General features: G+C 74.1%; 15 protein-coding genes and 1 pseudogene. 7 read left to right on the top strand and 9 right to left on the bottom strand.

All coding sequences use genetic code 11. From position 1 onward, the window contains the following. Positions 1 to 27: 27 nt before the first annotated feature. A complete protein-coding gene (tap, locus tag IE106_RS06525) occupies positions 28 to 2,127 on the bottom strand; it encodes a telomere-associated protein Tap (RefSeq protein ID WP_189530766.1) in 2,100 nt (699 codons plus the stop codon). Positions 2,128 to 2,570: 443 nt separating this feature from the next. Here tap and IE106_RS06520 point away from each other — a divergent pair, with 443 nt between their 5' ends. Together IE106_RS06520 and IE106_RS06515 are read left to right on the top strand one after the other, a co-directional pair. Then, entirely contained in the window at positions 2,571 to 3,425 is an 855-nt protein-coding gene (locus IE106_RS06520) for an alpha/beta fold hydrolase (RefSeq protein ID WP_189530764.1), read from the top strand. A 321-nt stretch (positions 3,426 to 3,746) separates the two neighbouring features. Further along, a complete protein-coding gene (locus IE106_RS06515) occupies positions 3,747 to 4,553 on the top strand; it encodes an SDR family NAD(P)-dependent oxidoreductase (protein ID WP_189530762.1) in 807 nt (268 codons plus the stop codon). A gap of 515 nt (positions 4,554 to 5,068) precedes the next feature. Here the strand turns inward: IE106_RS06515 and IE106_RS06510 are convergent. From IE106_RS06510 to IE106_RS30175, 4 genes and pseudogenes are all read right to left on the bottom strand, one after another. Further along, entirely contained in the window at positions 5,069 to 5,626 is a 558-nt protein-coding gene (locus IE106_RS06510; protein WP_189530760.1) for a hypothetical protein, read from the bottom strand. A 177-nt stretch (positions 5,627 to 5,803) separates the two neighbouring features. Next, positions 5,804 to 6,592 (bottom strand): class E sortase, encoded by a 789-nt coding sequence (locus IE106_RS06505; RefSeq protein WP_189530757.1) that lies wholly within the window; start codon positions 6,590 to 6,592, stop codon positions 5,804 to 5,806. 491 nt (positions 6,593 to 7,083) lie between these two features. Beyond that, on the bottom strand, positions 7,084 to 8,148 hold the full coding sequence (locus IE106_RS06500) for an alpha/beta hydrolase (RefSeq protein ID WP_189530755.1): 1,065 nt from the start codon (positions 8,146 to 8,148) through the stop codon (positions 7,084 to 7,086). An 874-nt stretch (positions 8,149 to 9,022) separates the two neighbouring features. Next, positions 9,023 to 9,265 (bottom strand): annotated as a pseudogene (locus IE106_RS30175) (NUDIX hydrolase); the annotation flags it as partial. Between the two features lie 265 nt (positions 9,266 to 9,530). On the opposite strand from IE106_RS30175, the gene IE106_RS06490 reads away from it, so the two are divergent. After that, positions 9,531 to 10,346 (top strand): GNAT family N-acetyltransferase, encoded by an 816-nt coding sequence (locus IE106_RS06490; RefSeq protein ID WP_189530751.1) that lies wholly within the window; start codon positions 9,531 to 9,533, stop codon positions 10,344 to 10,346. A 302-nt stretch (positions 10,347 to 10,648) separates the two neighbouring features. Then, positions 10,649 to 11,260 carry a DinB family protein gene (locus IE106_RS06485; protein WP_189530749.1) on the top strand — a complete coding sequence of 204 codons (612 nt, stop codon included), beginning with the start codon at positions 10,649 to 10,651 and terminating at the stop codon, positions 11,258 to 11,260. 72 nt (positions 11,261 to 11,332) lie between these two features. On the opposite strand, the gene IE106_RS06480 is transcribed toward IE106_RS06485, so the two are convergent. Both IE106_RS06480 and IE106_RS06475 read right to left on the bottom strand, forming a co-directional pair. Beyond that, positions 11,333 to 12,436, bottom strand: coding sequence for an NAD(P)H-dependent flavin oxidoreductase (locus tag IE106_RS06480; protein ID WP_189530747.1), 1,104 nt, complete (start codon positions 12,434 to 12,436; stop codon positions 11,333 to 11,335). Further along, a complete protein-coding gene (locus IE106_RS06475; RefSeq protein WP_189530738.1) occupies positions 12,433 to 13,047 on the bottom strand; it encodes a flavodoxin family protein in 615 nt (204 codons plus the stop codon). Before IE106_RS06475 ends, IE106_RS06480 begins: the two co-directional genes overlap by 4 nt. A 118-nt stretch (positions 13,048 to 13,165) precedes the next feature. On the opposite strand from IE106_RS06475, the gene IE106_RS06470 reads away from it, so the two are divergent. Beyond that, positions 13,166 to 13,765, top strand: coding sequence for a TetR/AcrR family transcriptional regulator (locus tag IE106_RS06470; RefSeq protein ID WP_189530736.1), 600 nt, complete (start codon positions 13,166 to 13,168; stop codon positions 13,763 to 13,765). Between the two features lie 275 nt (positions 13,766 to 14,040). On the opposite strand, the gene IE106_RS06465 is transcribed toward IE106_RS06470, so the two are convergent. Continuing rightward, positions 14,041 to 14,493, bottom strand: coding sequence for a DUF1801 domain-containing protein (locus tag IE106_RS06465; RefSeq protein ID WP_189530734.1), 453 nt, complete (start codon positions 14,491 to 14,493; stop codon positions 14,041 to 14,043). Between the two features lie 525 nt (positions 14,494 to 15,018). On the opposite strand from IE106_RS06465, the gene IE106_RS06460 reads away from it, so the two are divergent. Then, on the top strand, positions 15,019 to 16,551 hold the full coding sequence (locus tag IE106_RS06460; RefSeq protein WP_308427862.1) for a hypothetical protein: 1,533 nt from the start codon (positions 15,019 to 15,021) through the stop codon (positions 16,549 to 16,551). A gap of 218 nt (positions 16,552 to 16,769) precedes the next feature. On the opposite strand, the gene IE106_RS06455 is transcribed toward IE106_RS06460, so the two are convergent. Further along, entirely contained in the window at positions 16,770 to 18,254 is a 1,485-nt protein-coding gene (locus tag IE106_RS06455; RefSeq protein ID WP_189530732.1) for an aminotransferase-like domain-containing protein, read from the bottom strand. Positions 18,255 to 18,327: 73 nt separating this feature from the next. On the opposite strand from IE106_RS06455, the gene IE106_RS06450 reads away from it, so the two are divergent. Continuing rightward, positions 18,328 to 19,149, top strand: a complete 822-nt coding sequence (locus IE106_RS06450) for a DMT family transporter (RefSeq protein WP_373295916.1) — start codon at positions 18,328 to 18,330, stop codon at positions 19,147 to 19,149. Positions 19,150 to 19,701 lie beyond the last annotated feature (552 nt).

Here is a 19,701-nt window from a genome sequence, read left to right as displayed (position 1 = left end):
TCGGCGCCGGTGTGGGCGGCCACGGCCCTACTCGCCCTCGTCGAACTTGGCGTCGTGGCCGTCGCCCTTGATGTGGCGGGCGGGGTTGTGGCCCTGCTCCATCAGGTCGACCGCCCACGCCATCTCCTGCACGCCCTCCAGCTTCGCCAGTCCCGGGGTGGGCCCGAGGCGGAAGGCGCCGGGGATCGGCTTGCCGGAGGCACTGTAGGGCAGGAAGTCCAGCGGGCTGCGGCCGGGGCTGGGGTAGACGACGCAGTCGGACAGCACGGCCAGCGGGTACAGGCCGGTGGTCTCCGCCGTCTTGAGCATCTTGCGGTGCATGTTGACCCGGGCCCGGGAGATGACCGCGGCCCGGATGTCCGGGCGCCAGGTCGGCCGCTCCAGGGCCGGCCACCTCTCACCGTCCCGGTAGCGGCGGCCCTGGGGGCGTTCGCGGAGCTTGCCCACACCGCCCTTGACGGTCGCCTTGACGGCCGCGAGCACCGCGGCGAGACCGGGGTCGGCCTGCTTGTGGCGCTCCATCGCCGCGAGGAACTCGGCGTCGCCCATCTCCTTGGTGACGCCCAGATCGGCCATCGTCTCCAGGTAGGCGTCCCTGAGCCGGTCGTGCCACGGGTCCAGGTACGCGCCCGTCTCCCGCCGCAGGTACGCCTCGATCGGGGTGACGTTGCAGCCGAGTTCCTGGGCGTAGGCGACGGTGTGCGTCTGGTACCAGGCCGGGCCCGTCGGACGCTCGCCGGACGGTGTGAACGGCGACGGCAGGCGCGGGTCCAGCTCGACGTGGGACAGGTCCACCAGCCAGGAGCCGGGGACCTTCTTGTCGAACACCGGGCGCCGGACGTGCTCGGGGCCGGACAGGCCGACCGTCAGGCGGGAGGAGGCCGCGAGGAACGCGGTGTTCAGGTCCAGGCCCACCGCGAACGGCAGGGCGACCTCTTCGCCGGTGAGCAGGTCGACGTCGCGCACCCACTGGTACGCCTCCTCGTCCAGGAACCCGCCCGTCCAGCCCTGCGCCACGGGGTGCTCGGGCGTGGCCTCCGGCGGGGCCGGGTCGACCGGCTCCGTGCCCAGCGAGCCGGGGTTGCGGGCGGGGACCCACTGGCCGGTCGCACGGTCCTGCACGGCGCGGGTGGGCGGGCGCAGCGCCGTCATCAGCTCCAGGCCGGAGACGGCCGTGCTGCCGCGCGGGGTGATGACGCGCTGGGCGTAGACGCCGAGGACGCGGGCGATGTCGGCCGGCTCCATGGCGGAGACGCCCGGCCAGAACCGGGAGTCGAGCGCGTCCCACGGCAGGACGGCGAGCTGCACGCACTGCCGCCGTCCGGCCTGCGTGGGACGGTAGATCCGCGCCCACGGGCCGAAGCCGCGCCGGGTGAGCTTCCACCGCGCCCCCGTGATCTGCCGGACCACCGGATGGTCGTCGTCCAGGCGCAGGTCCCGGCGGTCCTCCAGGCGCTCGGGCAGCCCGAGCTTCACGGCGGCGGCCGTGGTGAGCACGATCAGCGGGTCGGAGTCCTTGCCGTTGCGGTGCAGACGCGCCGCGCCCAGTCCCGACTCGCGCAGCGTCCACTCCACCAGCTCGGGGACCGTGGTCGCGGGGCAGTCCAGCACGATCCCCTGGACCCCGTACGCGGAGCCGTCGCCGTCCAGGACCGCGAGCGGGCCGTGCTGGTACGGCGGGGCGGCGATGTTGGGCACGACACGCTTCCCGACCGGACGGCGTACCGTCGCGGCGGGCCGGGCCGCAGGGCGCCGTGCGGCGGGCGTCGCCGGTGGGGCCGCCTCCGTCTCGGGCGCGGCCGGCCCGGTGGGCTCCGCCGGGGCCGGTCGCGGCGCGGCCGGGACGGGTTCGGCGGCGGGGGCCGGGACGGTGCCGGGGAGCGGGTACTTCGCGGCCCAGCCCTTCAGCAGCCGCTGGTACGCCTCCAGGCGGGGCGGCTTCGGTTCGGAACGGCCGTTCTCCCAGTTCTTCACCGTCTGCGTCGTCGACCTCAACGCCTGGGCCAGACGCGCCTGTGTGACCCCGGCCGCCTCGCGAAGCCGGGCCCGCTCCGCCGGCGGCGGCAACTGCGGCTCCTCCGCCAGCAGGGCCTCGACCGACGCGAACAGCTCTTCCTCGGACGCCATACGCCCCACCTCCACCCCGAACCCTACCAATGCTTAACCTTATCTTTAGCCCATCCCTTTAGCTCGATCGGGGCATTTTCGAGGAGGTTCGCCGACGCCGGAAGGGCACCGGGCGGGCAGGCCGGCGTCCCGCCTCGACGCCGTGCGGGCGGTCCCGCTCCTCCACGGGCGCACGGGGCCGGGTCCCGGTCGTGTGGGGCTGGGTTCCGGGGTGTTCCGGCCGGGTGCGGACGCGACGCGCACGGCGCTTCCGCGGTCGAAGGGGCCGGCCGGCGCCGCACCCGGAGCCCTCACCGAAGTCCATGGCCGCTTCCCGGCGCAGGCGCCCCCGCGAGGCGTCGGCCGCGCCCGGCTCAGCACCCCCTCGAAGCCACCGCCCCACGGATCGAAGCCTCTTGAGCTCCTGATCTTGCCCAGAAGATCGTTCTGTTGGAGGCTGAGGCATGCAGAATCCACCGACGTTCGTTTTTGTTCACGGAGCCTTCGCGAACTCGTTCACGTTCGCACCGCTCCAGGCCGAACTCGCCCTGCTCGGGCACCGTTCGGCCGCGGTCGACCTTCCCGGGCACGGGTTCGAGGCGACCTTCCCCGCGGCCTACCAGGCTCCGCAGATGCTCGACGCCCTCGCCGCGGAACCGGGGAGCATCAAGGGAGTCACGCTCGCCGACAACGCCGCCCGCGTGATCGACGTCCTCGAACGGGCCAAGCGGAACGGGCCCACCGTCCTCGTCGCCCACAGCAGGGGCGGCATCACGGCCACCGCCGTCGCCAACGCCCGCCCCGAGCTCATCGACCGGATCGTCTACGTCTCCGCCTGGTGCCCCGTCGACCTCGACGTGAACGACTACTACGCCCAGCCGGAGATGGCGGACGTCGACGTGGAGTCCTTCGCCGCCACGCTCGTCGGGAACCCGGCCGAACTCGGTCTGCTCCGGACCAACTTCCGCACCGCCGACCCGGCGGCGCTCGCCGCGTTCAAGCGAGCGTTCGCCGCCGACCTCACCGATGACGAGTTCCGGACCTTCCTGAACACCTTCCAGCCCGACGAGAACCTCGACGTCGGCACGTCCGCCGACCGGGCGCAGGCCACGACCTGGGGCCGGATCCCCAGGACCTACGTGCGCCTGGCCGCCGACGCCAGCCTTCCGCTCGCCGTGCAGGACCGCATGATCCGCGAAGCCGACGCGCTCACGCCCGACAACCCCTTCGACGTCCGGACACTCGAGGGGAGCCACCTGCGCTGGCTCGTCCACCCGAAGCCCGCCGCCGAGCTGCTCGCAGACCTCGCCGCGGGCTGACACCCCACCAGGCGCCCGGCGGTCCCGGTGGGTGCGCGGGGCCGGCTTCCTCCGCCGCCGGCGCCTCCCGGCTGCGGAGGAGCACCCGGGGCGGCGGGTGCGCACGGGGCGCGCGCCGGGCGGGCGTCGTGGAGGGCACCGCGTGGTAGGGGCGGCGCGTGGGTGGGGGCGGTGCCGGCAGGTGCCCGGGAGGGCCGTCGGCCGCTGCGGTCGGAACCGGTGCAACCCCTCACGCCCAGCGGTGTTCTACCTGTCGAGAGCGCGATGCGCTGCTCTCCCTCCGTCTTCTAGGCGGGGGCTTCCCTCTGGAGAAGGACAGTCATGGATCTTCAGCTTTCCGACCGTGTGGCCGTCGTGACGGGCGCCTCCAAGGGCATCGGCCTTGCCGTCACACGCTCCCTCCTCGAGGAGGGAGCCAAGGTGGTCGCGGCCTCCCGCAAGATGTCGCCGGAGCTGGAGCGGCTGCAGGGCCCGAGCCTGCTGCACGTGTCGGCCGACCTGTCCCTCCCGGAGGCTCCCGATCAGGTCATCGCTCGCGCGGTCGAGCATTTCGGCGGCCTGGACATCCTCGTGAACAACGCGGGCGGCCCGCCCCCCGGTGTCTCCATGCCCCGCACCGGCTTCTTCGACAGCAGTGACGAACAGTGGCGCTCGGTCTTCGAGTTCAACCTCTTCTCCGCCGTCCGCGCCATCCGCTCGGCCATACCCCGGATGCTCGAGCGCGGTGGCGGTTCCATCGTCAACGTCTCCACCGGCCTGGCTCGTCAGCCCTCGCCCATCAACATCGAGTACGGCGCCGCCAAGGCCGGCCTGTCCAATCTGACCAAGGCGCTTTCGGAGGAGTTCGGCTCCCAGGGCATCCGTGTCAACACCGTCTCGCCGGGCGCCGTGCTGACCGCCTGGTGGACCGAGGAGGGAGGCGTGGTCGATGTCATCGCCGGCATAGCCGACGCCGACCGGGAAAGCGTCGTGCAGAGCATCGCTCCGCAGATGATGGGCCAGGTCACCGGTCGTCTCATCGATCCGCAGGAGGTCGCCGACGCGATCCTGGTGCTGGCCTCGCCCCGTTCGGCGAGCACGACGGGATCGGACTACGCGGTCGATGCCGGTTACCTCAAGTCCTTCTGATCGAGGCGCCCTTCACCATTCCCGTACTTCACCGAGGACCCACCAGGAGGGTGCACCGCCCTCTCGGTAGGCGTGGCGCCCCGGGTCCGGCTGTCACCGGTTGCCCCCCAGCCGGCGACAACCGGACCGTACGGAGTGACGGGGAAACACGCCGCGGTATCGGCCCGCCACCAGCGCCGGTCCGGGGTCTCACGGACGTTCGGACACGTCAGCGTCTCCGGCAGTTGCCACTCGATCCCCCCGTGCCAGGACCCCGGCCACGCCGGCGCCGGGGTCCTGGCACGGGCCGGGCTCTCGACCGTCCGGAGGCCGGCGGGAACAGCCTCAAAGGACGGTTCGTGACTTCAGGGGCGGTTCTGGCGCCGCCCGCCTGTCGCCCCACCGAACAGCACCGTAGGAGTAACCACTGATGAGTGCCCTCCAGACCGAGTCGCCACCCAACGCCCTCACAACGACCTCCGGAACACCGCCCCTTCCCCCGACCCACCCGTCCAAGCCGTCGGCCCCGTGCCGCGTCAGGCGGTCCGCGGGGCCCAGGTCTTCGGTGACGGCGTGTCGGCCGCCGAGGGGGGAACCTTCGCGCAGGGGGTGTAGCCCGACAGGAAGAGGGAGGTGGTCGAGTCGTTCCACGCCAGGTCGAACTGGTCCCCCGTCGTAGGGTCCTGGACTCGGAAGCCGATCTCGACGAAGTCCTCGCCCTGGCGGTTGCCGTCGCGGGTGAGGGTCCAGCCCACCGAGGTGAACTTCCGGCGCAGGCGCGCTTCCGCGGCACGCGCGACGTCGGCCGGGATGTCTTCGACCGTCCAGCTGAGGTCGAACGTGACGACGTCCGGCAAGCTCTTCTCGATGCTGAGGCCGCCTGCGTGGCAGCTGTGGCCGGGGGTCACCTGGACGGGTCTCACCGTCTCGTGGGGCGGCAGGGCCATGCCGTCGTACGCCCACTGCGCGCGGCCCGTCAGGCGCTGGACGAGCACCGCCGGGTCGGCGGCAGGGTACTCGCGCTCCAGCACCGAGCAGCCCGTGGCCGTCAGGGCGGCAAGCAGCAGGGCCGGGAGCGTGACGATCTTCCTCATGGGGCCGATGGTACGAACGAGGTGGTGGACGGCCGGAACGCGGGATACGGCAGCACCGGGAGGCATGGGGCCACACGCCCCTCTTCCCGCGCTCGAAGCCCCGGGGGTCAAGGGAAACGTCCGGGTGACGAGGTACCGAGGACCGCCGGGGCGCCTCGCTCGGATGCGGTTGTGGTGCTAGGAGGCGTCGGGTGCGTCGGCCGTGGGCTTGGAGGAGACCAGGACACCGATCTTGTCGATGCGGTGCTCGGGGTTGCCGCGGTCGTCGCGCCAGAAGTTGCCGGCGGCGTTGTCCTCGGGCGTCGCACAGGTGGAGATCGTGATCATCGCCCGGGTGGGCTTCTTTCCCGGCTCACCCGGGACCGCGGCCCGCTGCTCGGCCAGGGAACGCTCCGATCGGAAGGAGGTCTTCCGGGTCTGCGTGATCCGGTACTCGTACACCACGCCGTCCGCCGTGACGCGGACGAAGTCGCCGGTGTCCAGGGACGGAAGGTCGCGCAGCGGCCCGCCGGCGGAGAGCCGGTGCGCCGTGACCAGGTAGTTGCCGACCTCGCCGGGGCCGACGCCGCCCTTGTCGCCGTACGGGCTGGCGGCGACGCCCTTGTTCTGGATCCGCGTGCCGGGCCAGTCGTCGGTGGTGCCCTCGTACGGGACGACGCGCAGGCCCTTCAGGCCGATCTCGGGAATGGCGAGCACGGCGGGCCGGGTGTGTGCCTCGCTCTTCGAGGGCGAGGGCTCGGGCGACGGCACGACGGCGACCGAGGGCCCGGCGGCCGAAGCCACGGCAGCACCCGGAGCCGGGGTGGACGCGGACACGGTGGTCGCCGTGCCCACGGAGGAGGCGGCGGCGGGGACGGCCACAGGCCTGCCGTCATCGCTCGTCGTGTCGACCCCGGCGGAGCAACCGACCAGCGCGGCAACGACGACGGCGGCGAGCGCCGCGGGAACGGTTCGGTGTCTCAGCATGGCATTCCAGATTGATGGCCGGGTGGTCGCACCACGACGGGAACGCACCTATCAGACAGAACCACACTAATCGAGCAATTGTTTCCCTCACAGGGGTCTCGCGCGTGAGGTCGGCCATCCACGGAGCGCGGTGGCACGCGAAGGGCGACGGAGCCGGCACTCTCCGCGCCCGTACGGAGGTCTCGGGCAGCGGAACGGGAGAGCCCGACGTGTGGAAAGGCAGCATCTCCGGCGGAACGACCGGGCCCAGCGGGCGGTGACGCAGCCGACGGCCGGATCGTGCGCGAGGTCCGGATCGGAGCACGGATCGCCCCGGCGTTCACCGGTCGGCGGTGGACGTTCGTGCTCCTGCGATGGACCACGCCGTCCGGCGCCGGCCCGGACACGCCCCGGACCGGCACCGGGGCCGTCGGGCCCGCAGGCGAACACCGGCCGGGGCATCCGTTCCGGCCGACGTGCGGGGCGACCGGTGGGGGCGTACGCGCCGGTGGTCACGGGTTCAGCAGCATCGGCAGGACCCGGCGCAGCTCACGCCCCCAGTACGGCGGACTGTGGGTGCCCCGGTGGAAGTGGGTGGTGACGTGGACTCCGGATTCCTGGAGGCGGCGGGCCACGGTGCGGGACTCGTCCCCCATGACGGCCTCGGTCAGCGAGATCACCTCGTCCGGGTAGAGCGGGGCGAGGTCCTCCAGACCGGGGATCTCGGGATCCGGCTCGGTGCCCGGCGGATCGAGGGCGCCCGGGGTGCCGTCCCCGGCGGCGATGTGGACCCGCGTACCGCGGAGCCGTTCGGCGAGGTAGTAGGGGTCGTTCCGCTGCCAGATGTGGCGCTGGCGGACCGGGTCGCCCCAGATCCTCCGCCACGGCACTCCGAGGTACTCCGCGCCGCCGCTGACCGCCTCGGGGTACTGGAGGGGGTGGAGGTAGCCGCCGAAACTGGCGGCGGCACGGAACATCCCGGGTCGGCGCGCCGCGTACATGAGGGCCCCGTACCCGCCTTGCGACTGCCCGGCGATCGCCCGCCGCCGACCGGCCCCGTAGTCACGTTCCAGGAGGGTGCGCACCTCGTCGAGGTGGAAGGTCTCCACGGCCGGGGCACCGCCCGCCCCGTCGTTCCACCAGTTGGTGTAGAAGCCGTAGAACGGCATCCCGGGCACGACGACGAGCGTCTTGCGCAGCTCGGGCCATTCCTCGACGTGGTGGTCGTCGGTGTAGGTCCGGTAGTCCCCGCTGCCGTCGGGCAGCAGGTAGAGCACCGGCCAGCGGTCGCCGGGGCGCCGTGTGTCCCAGCCGTCCGGTGTGAGCAGCCGCACCTTCCCGGAGCCCGCCAGGGCCGGGGACCGGATGGTCAGGTCGAGCTGCCGGGGCCCGGTCCGCTCCTCGTCGACGACACGGGCCGGGGGCCCCGAGCGGGCTCCCGGGCGTTCCCGGGATTCCGAGACGGTCGCCGGGTCGCCCTGGACGGGGGCCGCCGCTACGGGAAGCAGCACGAGCGCCGTCAGGAGGGTCACCACCGGCGCGATGGGGCCGCGGCGCGTACGGGTGCGTACGGTCATGCCTTCAGGGTGGCGGGCCGGGGCGCGCCCGACATCCGGGACCTCACGGGTTTTGACCCGGACGGGTCCCTCGGGCACCCCGGACGGCAGCCGGCCCCCGGTCCCGCCACCCTCTCACCGCCGGGGACGCTCCGGGCGGCAGTCGCCCGGCCGCGGTGACGAGCCCGGGGAGGTTCCTGCGTATCGGGCCGCCACGCCGCGACCGGAACAGCACCGGGCCGGGTGGCCGGCGGGACGGAAGAGCTACCGTGCCGCGAAGGCCGGACCGTACGCCGGGCCCGGGGACGCTCTCGCCGGTCCGGGCCGGCATCACCTCCACGGGGCTCCGGCACCGTCCGCCCCGTCAGGTCAGCCGCGGTCGTTCCGGGGTGTGCCTGCGTCTTCAGCACCCAGTACTCGCCCGAGCAGCCGGTGGGCAGCGGCGGAAAGCGGTGGCCCTTCACATCGGTGCTCCAGTGGTGCTCCCCACCGCAGTCGCACTCGTGAATCCCGCTGCTGGGCCCGATCTCACCGGGGTGCCACCACGTCTTCTCCTCGTTCATGGCTTCTGTCTACGGCGACGCTTCACGCTCCGCGACCCGGCGCGGCGGGCGTCACCGTCCACCGCCCCGGCACCACACGGCGTCCGTTGCGACGGTTCCGGATCAAGACGCTCGTCCCTCCGGATCGCAGCGGACAGCTCCGCCCCCGACAAGCCCGTCCCGGCCTCCCGACACGACCGTGGTCAGGCAACACGGCCCCCGACACGACCGTGATCGACGCACAGACCCTGCCGCCGCCGGACGGTCAGGTGGGCGGGCGGACCAGTGCGTTCACTTCGCCGAGGGCACGTCGCAGACCTGCCGGCCGGTCCACCGGCGAACGGCGCCGCCTGTGGGACGGCCCGTTCGGCCGCGGGGATCACCCGGGAGTCCACGCCCAGCAGGCGTTCGACCACCGCGTCGCAGCCGGTCTCCTCAGCGACCTCCCGGGTCACCGCGTCGAACGGGTCCTCCGCGTGCTCGACCCTGCCCCCCGGAAGGGTCCGGGTGCTCTCGCCCTTCGGCGGGACGTGACGGGCGAGCAGTACCCGCCCGCCCTCGATGCGCACGGCGTACGCCGCCGGCCGGAAACTCATTCCTCCCGCACCTCCCACCGGACCCTGTCCCGGCCTCCGGGACCCGCACGGCGCCATGAGCGCGGAGGGAGCCGGATCGACTTCTCACGCCCGGATCCCCTTCGGTTCCGTGCGGTGGAGCCCCACGCAGTGCGTACGAACAGGGCGGGACGGCACGACCGTGTGCGGCGCGGGTCGTGGGCGGTTCGCGGCACCCCGCGCCGGAGCACCCGAACCGTCGGACCGGCTCCGGTCGTTGTCACTCGACGGCTTTGCAGAACACTCGATGATCAAAGGAGTCACGGTGACGCATCGTGCGCACTCGGTCGAATCGATGGAGCAACTCGCCACGGTCTGGCGGTCCGTGGTACTCGACCGGGACGCGGGAGCCGACGTGCGGGACCTTCCGGGGATCGCCGTCCGCTGGGCCGACTGCCGGTTCCCCTTCTGGAACTGCGTCACGCTGACCGAGGTGGGGGCGGACGCGGCGCTCGTGGAGCGGCGGCTGGCCGAGGCCGCGGACATCATGCGTTCGAAGAAGCACCCGGGTTTCCTGTGGGTCTTCGAGGGGCTGCTGGACGCCGGGGCGCGCGCGGCCCTCGCGGAGGCGGCCGAACGGGCGGGTCTCGCATACGCCTTCCCCGGCACCGGCATGGCCGGAGACCTGCTGCCCGTGCCCGAGCCGGCCCACCCCGACCTGACCTTCGTCCGTGTGAGGACCGACGAGCAGCTGCGCGCCTACGCGGACCTCAACTCACGCGCGTACGGCCTTCCCGTGGAACACGGTCGTGACGGGCTCGCCGGTTCCGTGTTGTGGAAGGAAGAAGTGCACGCTTACCTGGGCATGCGGGGCGACGTTCCGGTGACGTGCGCCGGAACGCTGGAGGCCGAGGGGCGCCTCTTCGTCGTACTCGTCGCCACGGACCCCCGGTGGGAGCGCAGGGGCTACGGCGAAGCCGTGACGCGCAAGGCCCTGCACGAAGGCGGCCGGGCCACCGGGCTGACCCGCGCGACCTTGCACGCGACCGCCGCGGGGGCACCCGTCTACCCGCGCATCGGCTTCGAACCGAACTCGCCCCTGCGCTTCTACAGCCTGCGGTAGCCGAAGCCGGGCCACGGCCGGGGGCGGGCGCGGCACTCGACGCCGGTGGTGCGGTCCTGCGTGTGCCCGCCCGTCCCCGTCGGCGGGCGTGGTCACGGCGGCGGGTTCCGCCCGCGCGGCGGCAAATCGTGGTGCTCCCGGCGATGCGGTCCGGTGGCCGAGTGCTCCAGCGGCCCGAAGGTCCCCGCCTCCTGCGCTCGGGGCCGGTCTGCCGCCGGGGAGCGGCAGTGAGCCCGGGTCGGTGACGCGGCCGCCCGCGATATCCGGTGGCGGGCGGTGCCGGTGCACGCGACGATGCCCGCATGCAGAAGGACGATCACACCGATGAACTGGTAGAGACCCGGTGGACGCAGGCAACCACCTATCCCGACATGTGGGTTGATCCGGAGGACGACCCGCGCGAGGCCGCCGCCAAGCCGGTCGACGAGCGCGGCATCCTGCTCGACAGCCTGCGCCACCACCGCCTCACCCTGGAGATGAAGTGCGCGGGCCTGGACGCCGAGCAGATGGCCCGGCGCTCCGTACCACCGTCCACGATGTCCCTGCTCGGCCTGGTGCGGCACCTGACCGAGGGGGAACGGCACTTCCGCCGGGTGATGGCCGGCGAGGACGCGCCGAAGCTGTACTGCACCCCCGAGGACCGTGACGGCGACTTCAACGGCGCGGTCGCCGATCCCGCGGTCGTGGAAGACGCCTGGCGGCAGTGGCGGACGGAGGTGGAGCGCACCGACCGGTACCTGGCCGGCGTCACCGACCTCGGCACCCGGAACGCCGGCTTCTCCGACCTCGGTCCCGAACCCGGTGGGAGCGAGCAGCTTCGCGACGTCCTGGTGGCGGAGATCGCGGAGTACGCGCGGCACTGCGGCCACGCCGACCTCCTGCGCGAACGGATCGACGGCCGAGTGGGCCAGTGACCGGGTGCCGGTGGCACGGCACCGGCACCCGGTCACGGCGTCACATGGCCGCGCTTCGCCACGCGGACTTCCTCAACGGGCGCGAGGCGGCCCGAAGGGAGCGTCCTGGCGTGGGAGTTCCCTGACCAAGCGGGCCAGGTACTCCCCCGCACCGAGGCCGTCGCCGGTCAGCGCCGCCGCCTGTCCGGCCCACAGGTTCACGTACTCCGGCCTCCCCTGGGCGGCGGCGGCCCGGCGGATGGGCTGCATCAGGGCGTTCTGGACGGGGTAGGGGGGCACGACGTCCTCGTACGCCGCCATGTCGCGGACGAACCGGTTGGGTATGCCGCGGGCGGTGCGGCCGGAGAAGAGCCGGGTGAGGACGGTCGTACGGGCCGCCGGGGTCCCGAGCCGGTCCTTGTGGGCCCCGCTCGCGCCGGACTCCCGGGTGGCGAGGAACGCGGTGCCGATCTGCACGGCGTCGGCGCCGAGGGCGAGGGCCGCCCGGACGCCGCGGCCGTCGGCGATGCCGCCCGCGGCGATGACGGGCGCGGCCACGGCGTCGGCGATCTGCGGTACCAGGGAGAAGGTGCCGACCAGCGACTCCCGCAGGGGTGCGAGGAACGCCCCGCGGTGCCCGCCCGCGTCGCTGCCCGACGCCACGATCGCGTCGAGGCCCGCCTCGTCGAGGGCGACGGCCTCGTCCACGGTCGTCGCCGTACCGATCAGGGCGATGCCCCGGCGGCGCGCCTCGTCGACGACACGGCGAGGCGGGACGCCCATGACGAAGCTGATGACGGGCGGCGCGGCGGCGAGGAGCGCGTCGATCTGGTCGTCGAAGTCAGGCAGGGCTTCGACGTCCTCGTAGGCGGGGGCGGCGGCGCCGAGTTCGTCGTAGTAGGGGCGGAGCCGCTCGGTGTGGGCGGTGAACTCGGCGTTGTCCGGCAGTGCGGAGCGCTCGCCCTCCAGCGGTATCCAGAGGTTCACGGCGAACGGCCGGCTCGTGGCGGCCTTCAGTTCGGTGACGAGCGCGGTGATCGCGTCGGGCGTGAGGACGTGCGCGCCGTAGGAGCCGAGGCCACCGCCCTCACTGACCGCGGCGGTCAGGGCGACGGAGGACAGTCCGCCGCCGAAGGGGCCCTGGACGATGGGGTGGTCGATGCCCAGCAGGTCGCCGAGCCGGCCCGGGGCGCTCACGCGGTCACCGCCGGGGCGGCGGCCTGGTGGCCGTGGGCGAACCGGAGGGCGGTGCGGGCGACGCGGGCGCCGAGGTGGTGGGCGGTGCGCAGGTCCGAGTCGGTGGGGGCCTGGTCGGGGCCCAGGTCGGAGGAGGACTGGGCCATGGCGCCGACGAAGCCGCCGAGACGGTTGAGGTCGTCCGGGCTGCCGGTGGAGGTGTAGGCCCAGCCGGGGAGCAGACCGAGCGGGACCCAGGTCATGCCGTGCTGCGCCGCGAGGACGACGAGGGAGAGCAGGACGTTGTCCTTGTTGCCGTTGACGCCCGCGGAGTTGGTGAAGCCGGCCGCGAGCTTGCCCTGCCAGCCCTGCTCGGCCCATACCTTGCCGCTGGCCTCGGCGAACCGCTGGAAGACGGCGGAGGTGGACCCCATGTAGGTGGGTGAGCCGAAGATGATCGCGTCAGCGTCCTCAAGGGCCGTCCAGAGGCCGTCGTCCAGAGTGGTGACGTCCCGCAGGTCGGCGCGCACGCCGGGGACCGAGTCGACGCCGGCCGCGACGGCGGCGGCCTGGCGTCTGGTGTGGCCGTAGCCGCTGTGATGGGCGATGACGACGGAAAGTGGCGCGGACATGGGTGTCCCCTGGTTCTGTGTGGTGTGGTGCGCGGATCAACGAACCCGAATCTAGACGACCGGTCAACTATTTACCACCCCATCTGTCCGATAGTTGACCGGACGTATACTCGCCCTCATGGGACGCACCAGCACGGCACGCGAGCGCCTCATCGACGCCACCGGTGAACTGATGCAGAGCCGCGGCTACAGCAGCCTCGGTGTTGCGGAGATCTGCGCCAAGGCGGAGGTGAAGAAGGGCAGCTTCTATCACTTCTTCGAATCCAAGCAGGCGTTGACCGTCGAGGCCGTCAACGCCTACTGGAAGACCGAGCGCGGCTACTGGAACACCGAGCTGGCCGCCGCCGGCCCCGCCCTCGACCGCCTGCGGCGGCTCCTGGACGCCATGGTGCAGCTCCAGCGCCGGATGAAGGAGGCCTCGGGGACGGTCGACGGCTGCCTCCTCGGCAACCTCGCGCTGGAGCTGTCCACCCAGGAGCCCGCCGTGCGGACCCGCCTGGAGGAGATCTTCGACGAACAGATCGCCCTCGTCGCCGCCACCCTCGACGCCGCCGCCGACGAGGGGGCCGTCCCCCGCGAGCGAGCCACGGCGGCCACCGCGCGAGCCGTGGTCGCCCACCTCGAAGGACTGGTCATGTTCGCCAAGCTCAAGAACGACCCCGCGGTCCTCGACGACCTGTGGCCGCACACACTGCTGCTGCTCGGAGCCGCGGGCTAGGGTCGCGGGACGAGGGTGGAACCCGTTCGCCGACGGCCACGCGCCGGGGACGCAGGGGGGCGGCGGATCGGCGGGGGCCCGGCTCAAGCGGTTGCTCCCGCGAGGTGTCGAACCGGGTCGTCCGCGGGTGGGGACGCGGCGGCGGACGGCACACGGCGGCAGGCCCGCCAGTCCGGCTCCCCCACTCCCCCGGTGCTCCCGGCCGAAACGGGCGCCCGGCCGCCGTGCGTGTCACAAAAGCCCCGGGCCCGGCCCGCCCGCCGGGCGCTCGTGCCTCAGCTCACCGCCTGCTTCACGAGCGCGCTGATCCGCTCCTCCACCTCGGCCGTCACCTCGGTCAGGGCGAAAGCGGACGCCCACATCGTGCCCTCGTCCAGCTTCGCCTGGTCGCTGAACCCGAGCGTCGCGTAGCGCGTCTTGAACTTCCCCGCGCTCTGGAAGAAGCAGACGACCTTGCCGTCCAGCGCGTAGGAGGGCATCCCGTACCAGAGCTTCGGCGCGAGGGCCGGGGCGGCGGCCGTGACGACGGCGTGGACGCGCTCGGCCATGATCCGGTCCGAGTCCTGCATCTCGGCGATCTTCGCGAGCACGTCCCGCTCCGCCTGCGCCGCCTTGTCCGCCCGCGAGCTGCGGCGCGCCGCCGCCTTCTGCTCCTGGGCGTGCTCCTTCATCGCGGCCCGCTCCTCGGCCGTGAACCCCTCGTACGTGCCGCTGTCGACGTCGCTCATGGCAGGTTCCCCCTGAGATTCCTGGTGACGAGATCGTGAGAAGGGACTTTATCCCGGCCCACTGACACCGGCCCCTCAACGACCGGCGTGTGCGGGGGGCATGGGCCAGGCGCCCGGCGCCCGTCCGATTCCCGCACCACGGCCCCGGCCGCGGGGCCCTGACCGGCCGAGTCCGCCCAGGGCCGCCGGCGGGACGTGGACGCGCCCCGGTCCGTCGCCCTCGTGTGCGCGCCGGGGCCGAGGAGGCCCGGCCCGGCGGCTCGGACGCCCCCGGACACCGGCCGGGTCGGCCGTCGGCGGACCCGCCGCGGTGAAGGACCGCACCAGACGGAGGACCCGCGGCCGGCGGAGGGCCGGTCAGGAGGAGGCCGACCGTTCGCAGGCGCGAACCGCCCGGGGCGGGCGGCCGGGGGTGGGGTGTTGGGCTGGATGACGTTCCCGTGTGGTGGGCCGCGCCCGCCGCGCCCAGGGTGGGGTGACAGGAAGGCCGGGACGGTCCCGGCCCGGTACCGATGAGGTCACGCCATGCAGGAACCCCGTCTGCTGCCCGGTTCCCCCCACGACCGGAGCCCGTCCGGTCCGCCGCGCACCGGACCGCACGGCCCGCCGCCCCCGGGCGGCGGGCCCGCCGGAGCCCGGATGTGGCCGGCCGCCGTGGCGGCGGTGTTCGTGGTGGCGCAGTTGACGCTGGTGGCTCCGGGGCTGGGCCTGGGCTGGGACGAGACGGTGTACGTCAGCCAGGTCGGACGCCAGGGGCCGGCGGCGTTCTTCAGCGCGCCGCGCGCACGCGGTGTCACCTTCCTCGCCGCGCCCGTCGCGGCCCTCACCACCTCGACGGGCGCGTTGCGGGTGTGGCTGGCCGTGCTGTCCGGCGTCGGCCTGTTCCTCGCCCTGCGGGCATGGCGCTCCCTGCTCCCGGCCCGGGTGGTCGCGCTGGCGGGAGCGCTGCTCGCGACCCTGTGGTTCACGCTGTACTACGGGCCGCAGGTGATGCCGAACCTGTGGGTGGCGTACGGGTCCCTGGCCGCGGTGGGCTTCTTCCTGCGCGCGGCCCGCGACCCGGGTGACTCCCGCGCGCTCGTGGGCCTGGGCCTCGCCGTGGGGTTCGTGGCGCTGATGCGTCCGCCGGACGCCGTGTGGCTCGTCCTCCCGCTGGCCGCGGCTTCGCTGCTGGTGCGTGCGTGGCGGCGGCCGCTGCTGCTGTGCGTGCTCGCCGCGGGCGCGCTCGCGGGTGGCGCCGAGTGGCTGGTGGAGGCGTACGTGCGCTACGGCGGCCTCGCGGCGCGGTTGCGGCGGGCCGGGGAGATCCAGGGCGGCCTGGGCTGGCACGTCGCGGTGGACGACCACGTCCGGGCGCTGGGCGGCCGTACGCTGTGCCGCCCGTGCGACGTACCGTGGCGGCACCCGGTCACCGCGCTGTGGTTCCTGGCGCTGCCCCTGCTGGTCGCGGGCGGTGTCCGGGCGGCCGCCCGGACACCCCACCGCACGGCCGTGAACCTGGTCGCCGTCACCGGCCTGGTGCTCGCGGTGCCGTACCTGTTCACCGTCGACTACGCCGCGCCCCGCTTCCTGCTCCCCGCCTACGCCCTGCTGGCCCTCCCGGTCGCCGTGCTCCTGGTACGGCTCGTGCGCCCCCGCACCGCCTGGCGGCCCGCCCTGGTCGGCCTGTGCGCGCTCGCGCTCGTCGGGCACCTCGTCGTCCAGTACACGGTGCTCGGTTCGGTGACGCGGCGGGTACGGTCCGACACGGCGACGCACGTGCGGATCGCCGCCGAGCTGCGCGCACGCGGGGTGCGGCCGCCGTGTGTCGTGACCGGTGAGGAGGCCATCCGCCTGGCGTACCGTGCGGGCTGCGCTTCCCGGCAGCCGACCGGCCCCGACGCGAGCATCACCCCGGCGGGCCTCGCGCGGACGGCCGCGCGGCAGCCGGTCGCCGTGCTGCTGTCCCACGGCCGTCCGGCTCCCGCGTACGCGCGCGACTGGCCCGCGTACCCGCTGCCCGACCTGCCGCTCCGGCCGGACTTCCGCGTGCTCGTGTCGCCGTCGGCCGGGCCCTGAGGCGTTTTCCGAGGACGGCTGCACCGCGCCGGGCGGGCGGGCGGACGGCGGTCGTGCCCGGCGCCGCTGCGACCGCGCCTCACCGCGCCGGGGCGCGATCCGCCCGGTGGGGTAAGGCCGTTGGGCGCCCCAGGCGCGAGGGACCGGTCCCGGCGCGCCGCCGTGGGGATCGCGGTCGCGGCGCCCCCCGGGGGCGCCGCGGGGCCGGGCCACCGGCTCTACGCGCCGGCGGGTTCCTTCTGCGCCGGGAGCGCGAAGTCCCGGGAGAGGGCCTGGTGGAGCCGGCGGACGCCTTCCTCCAGCTGTGCGGTGCCGGAGGTGCTGACGTAGCTCAACCGCAGGTGGGGGGCGGGTGCCTCGGCGGTGAAGTAGGGGCCGCCGGCGGTGACCGCCACCCCGTGGCGCAGGGCGGACGCGGCGACGGCGTGCTCGTCGGTGCCGTCGGGCAGCCGCAGCCACAGGTGGTATCCGCCGCGGGGCGGTCGGTGCGGGAGGAGGGCGGGCAGGGTTCCGCCCAGTGCGGCGAGCAGCGCGGTCCGGCGGTCGCGCAGAGCGCCGGCGAGCACCCGCAGGTGACCGGCCCAGGCGGGGGATCCGACCAGTTCGAGGGCGGTCTCCTGCAGGGGCCGGGGGACGAAGAAGCTGTCGACGACCTGGATCGCCCGCAGGCGCTCTCCGACCGGGCCGCGGGCTGACAGGGCGCCGATCCGCAGGCTGGGCGAGGTCGCCTTGGTCAGGGAGCGCACGTGGACGACGACGCCGTCCGGATCGTCGGCGGCCAACGGGAGGGGCAGGGGCGGGGAGTCGGCGTGCGCCAGGCGGCGGGCGAAGTCGTCCTCGACGACGAAGGCGCCCGCCGCCCTGGCGATGCCGAGCACGTCGCCGCGCCGCCGCGGGGACAGGACGGTGCCGGTGGGGTTGTGGAACAGCGGCTGGCAGACGAACACCCGCGCCCTGGTGGCCTCGAACGCCTCGGCCAGCAGGTCGGTGCGCACGCCGTCGGCGTCGACCGGGACGGGGACGGGCCGCAGCCCGGCGGCGCGGGCGACGGCGAGCATGCCGGGATAGGTGGGGGATTCCACCAGGACGGGTGAACCTGGGGCGGCCAGCGCCCGCAGGGCGGTGGTGAGCGCGCTCTGGCCGCCGGCGGTGATCAGGACGTCCGAGGCGTCGAGCGAACCGCCCGGCCCGCCGATGTCGCGGGCGAACCAGTCCCGCAGCTCGGCCAGTCCCTCCACCGGGGGACGGGACCAGGTGCCGGGCCTGCGGCCGGCCCGGGCCAGGGCGGCGGCCAGGGCCCGCTCCGGCTGGAGCGCCGCGTGCGGGTAGCCGCCGTTGAGGTCGATGACCTCGGGCGGCGGGGTGGTGAGGGTGGCCAGAACACCGGCGGCGCCCACGCGGCGGGGGCCCGTGTCGAGCGCGGTGTGCGGCGGGTCCGCGCTCAGGGCCACCTCCTGCCAGGAGACGTCGCCGAGCGCGCCCGCGGCACGGCGGGCGGTGGCCTTGAACACCCCGGCTCCGGGCCGGGAGGCGACGAGGCCCTCGGCGGTGAGGGTGGCGATCGCCCGGGAGACCGTCACCGGACTGACCCGGTGGCGCGCCACCAGTTCCCTGCTGGAGGGGAGCTTCTCGCCTTCCGAGTAGCGGGCCAGCTCATTCCGCAAGGCCGCTGCCAGTCGAGCCACACTGCTACCGTCGTTCATGAAAGTACACGATAGCGCTATCGGATCTTCGGCAGTAGCAGTCCGCGGCGGCACCCTCCTGGCCGCTCTCGGCGTGGTGTCGTTCTCCTTCAGCTTCCCGGCCACCGTGTGGGCCCTGGACGGCTTCGGCCCGTGGACGGCGACCGGGGTACGGGGGGTGCTGGCGGGTCTGCTCGCCGCGGCCTGCCTGTTCGCGGCCCGGGTTGCGGTACCCGCGCGGCGGCACTGGCCGGGACTGCTCACGGTCGCCGGCGGCTGCGTCGTCGGCTTCCCGCTGCTGACCACGCTCGCCCTGCGGACCTCCACCACCGCGCACTCGGCCGTCGTCATCGGCGTGCTGCCGCTGGCCACCGCCGCCGTCTCGACCGCCCTCACCGGCCGGCGCCCCTCACGCGCGTTCTGGACGGCCGCCTGCGTCGGCGCCCTGACCGTGGTCGCCTTCACCCTCTGGCAGAGCCGGGGCCTGCCGACGCTGGGCGACGGGTACCTCTTCGGCGCCCTGCTGGTGTGCGCCGCCGGGTACGCCCAGGGCGGCCGGCTCGCCTCCCACCTGCCCGGCTGGCAGGTCATCGCCTGGGGCGTCGTCGCCGCCCTCCCGGTATCAGCCCTGGTCACCGTCCTGGCCCTGACCTGGGAGCCGGTGCACCCGACCGTGAAGGCGGTCACCGGCATGGCCTACCTCGCCGCCGTGTCCCAGTTCGGCGGGTTCGTCGTGTGGTACCGCGGCATGGCCGCCATCGGGGTGCCCAGGGCGAGCCAGATCCAACTCGCCCAGCCCCTCGTCACCCTCGTGTGGTCGGTCCTGCTCCTGGGGGAACACCTCCCTCCCCTCGCCCCCGTCACCGCGGTGGTCGTCCTCGGCTGCGTCGCGGTCACCCAGCGCGCCCGCAGCTGACCCGCCCCGGCGCCGGCCCGCCCGGCGCCGAGCCGTTCCCGCCCCCGGGCGCCGGCCCGGTGCGCGGTCGCCCGCCGGCCGCCCGGTACGGACCGGGGGCTACCGAACCCCGGGGCGGGTACCGTCTCTTCGCGCCCCGCGCGACGGGCGCCGGCGGGGCGCCCGCGCAGTCGCCGGCGGCGGGACCGGCCTCGGGCGTCCACCACGGGCCGGGCGACCCACCGGTGGGGGGCCCGTTCGGGCCGGGCGCCGCTGTGACGATTCTGCGGTGACGTTGTAGGGCCGTTCGCGTGAAAGCCGCTGCGACGGGTCTGTGGCGACAACCGGATTCCGCTATGAAATTCGGTGTGTTCGGGACCTGCGGCGCGGCGAAAGCGCTCCGGGCCGACCGGCCCGCGGCCCACGGGGCTGCCGGGCGACGCGTCGGTCTCCCCCGGACACGAGGCTGCTCGACCCCCTTGGCACCGGTGGCTCGGTGCAGCGGACGTGTGCGCGGCGACTGCCGCCTTCCGACGACCTGGAGAGACCTTTGCCTGAACCATGTCGTGCCCC

Origin of the sequence: Streptomyces roseolilacinus (genome assembly GCF_014649335.1) — a bacterium.
Taxonomy (GTDB): domain Bacteria; phylum Actinomycetota; class Actinomycetes; order Streptomycetales; family Streptomycetaceae; genus Streptomyces; species Streptomyces roseolilacinus.
This window is presented reverse-complemented; position numbering and strand designations above follow the sequence as displayed.

Excerpts from the sequence above, each read along its gene's own strand:
- tap (WP_189530766.1), bottom strand. The coding sequence starts at position 2,127 with ATGGCGTCCGAGGAAGAGCTGTTCGCGTCGGTCGAGGCCCTGCTGGCG.
- IE106_RS06520 (WP_189530764.1), top strand. The coding sequence starts at position 2,571 with ATGCAGAATCCACCGACGTTCGTTTTTGTTCACGGAGCCTTCGCGAAC.
- IE106_RS06515 (WP_189530762.1), top strand. The coding sequence starts at position 3,747 with ATGGATCTTCAGCTTTCCGACCGTGTGGCCGTCGTGACGGGCGCCTCC.
- IE106_RS06510 (WP_189530760.1), bottom strand. The coding sequence starts at position 5,626 with ATGAGGAAGATCGTCACGCTCCCGGCCCTGCTGCTTGCCGCCCTGACG.
- IE106_RS06505 (WP_189530757.1), bottom strand. The coding sequence starts at position 6,592 with ATGCTGAGACACCGAACCGTTCCCGCGGCGCTCGCCGCCGTCGTCGTT.
- IE106_RS06500 (WP_189530755.1), bottom strand. The coding sequence starts at position 8,148 with ATGACCGTACGCACCCGTACGCGCCGCGGCCCCATCGCGCCGGTGGTG.
- IE106_RS06490 (WP_189530751.1), top strand. The coding sequence starts at position 9,531 with ATGATCAAAGGAGTCACGGTGACGCATCGTGCGCACTCGGTCGAATCG.
- IE106_RS06485 (WP_189530749.1), top strand. The coding sequence starts at position 10,649 with ATGCAGAAGGACGATCACACCGATGAACTGGTAGAGACCCGGTGGACG.
- IE106_RS06475 (WP_189530738.1), bottom strand. The coding sequence starts at position 13,047 with ATGTCCGCGCCACTTTCCGTCGTCATCGCCCATCACAGCGGCTACGGC.
- IE106_RS06470 (WP_189530736.1), top strand. The coding sequence starts at position 13,166 with ATGGGACGCACCAGCACGGCACGCGAGCGCCTCATCGACGCCACCGGT.
- IE106_RS06465 (WP_189530734.1), bottom strand. The coding sequence starts at position 14,493 with ATGAGCGACGTCGACAGCGGCACGTACGAGGGGTTCACGGCCGAGGAG.
- IE106_RS06460 (WP_308427862.1), top strand. The coding sequence starts at position 15,019 with ATGCAGGAACCCCGTCTGCTGCCCGGTTCCCCCCACGACCGGAGCCCG.
- IE106_RS06455 (WP_189530732.1), bottom strand. The coding sequence starts at position 18,254 with ATGAACGACGGTAGCAGTGTGGCTCGACTGGCAGCGGCCTTGCGGAAT.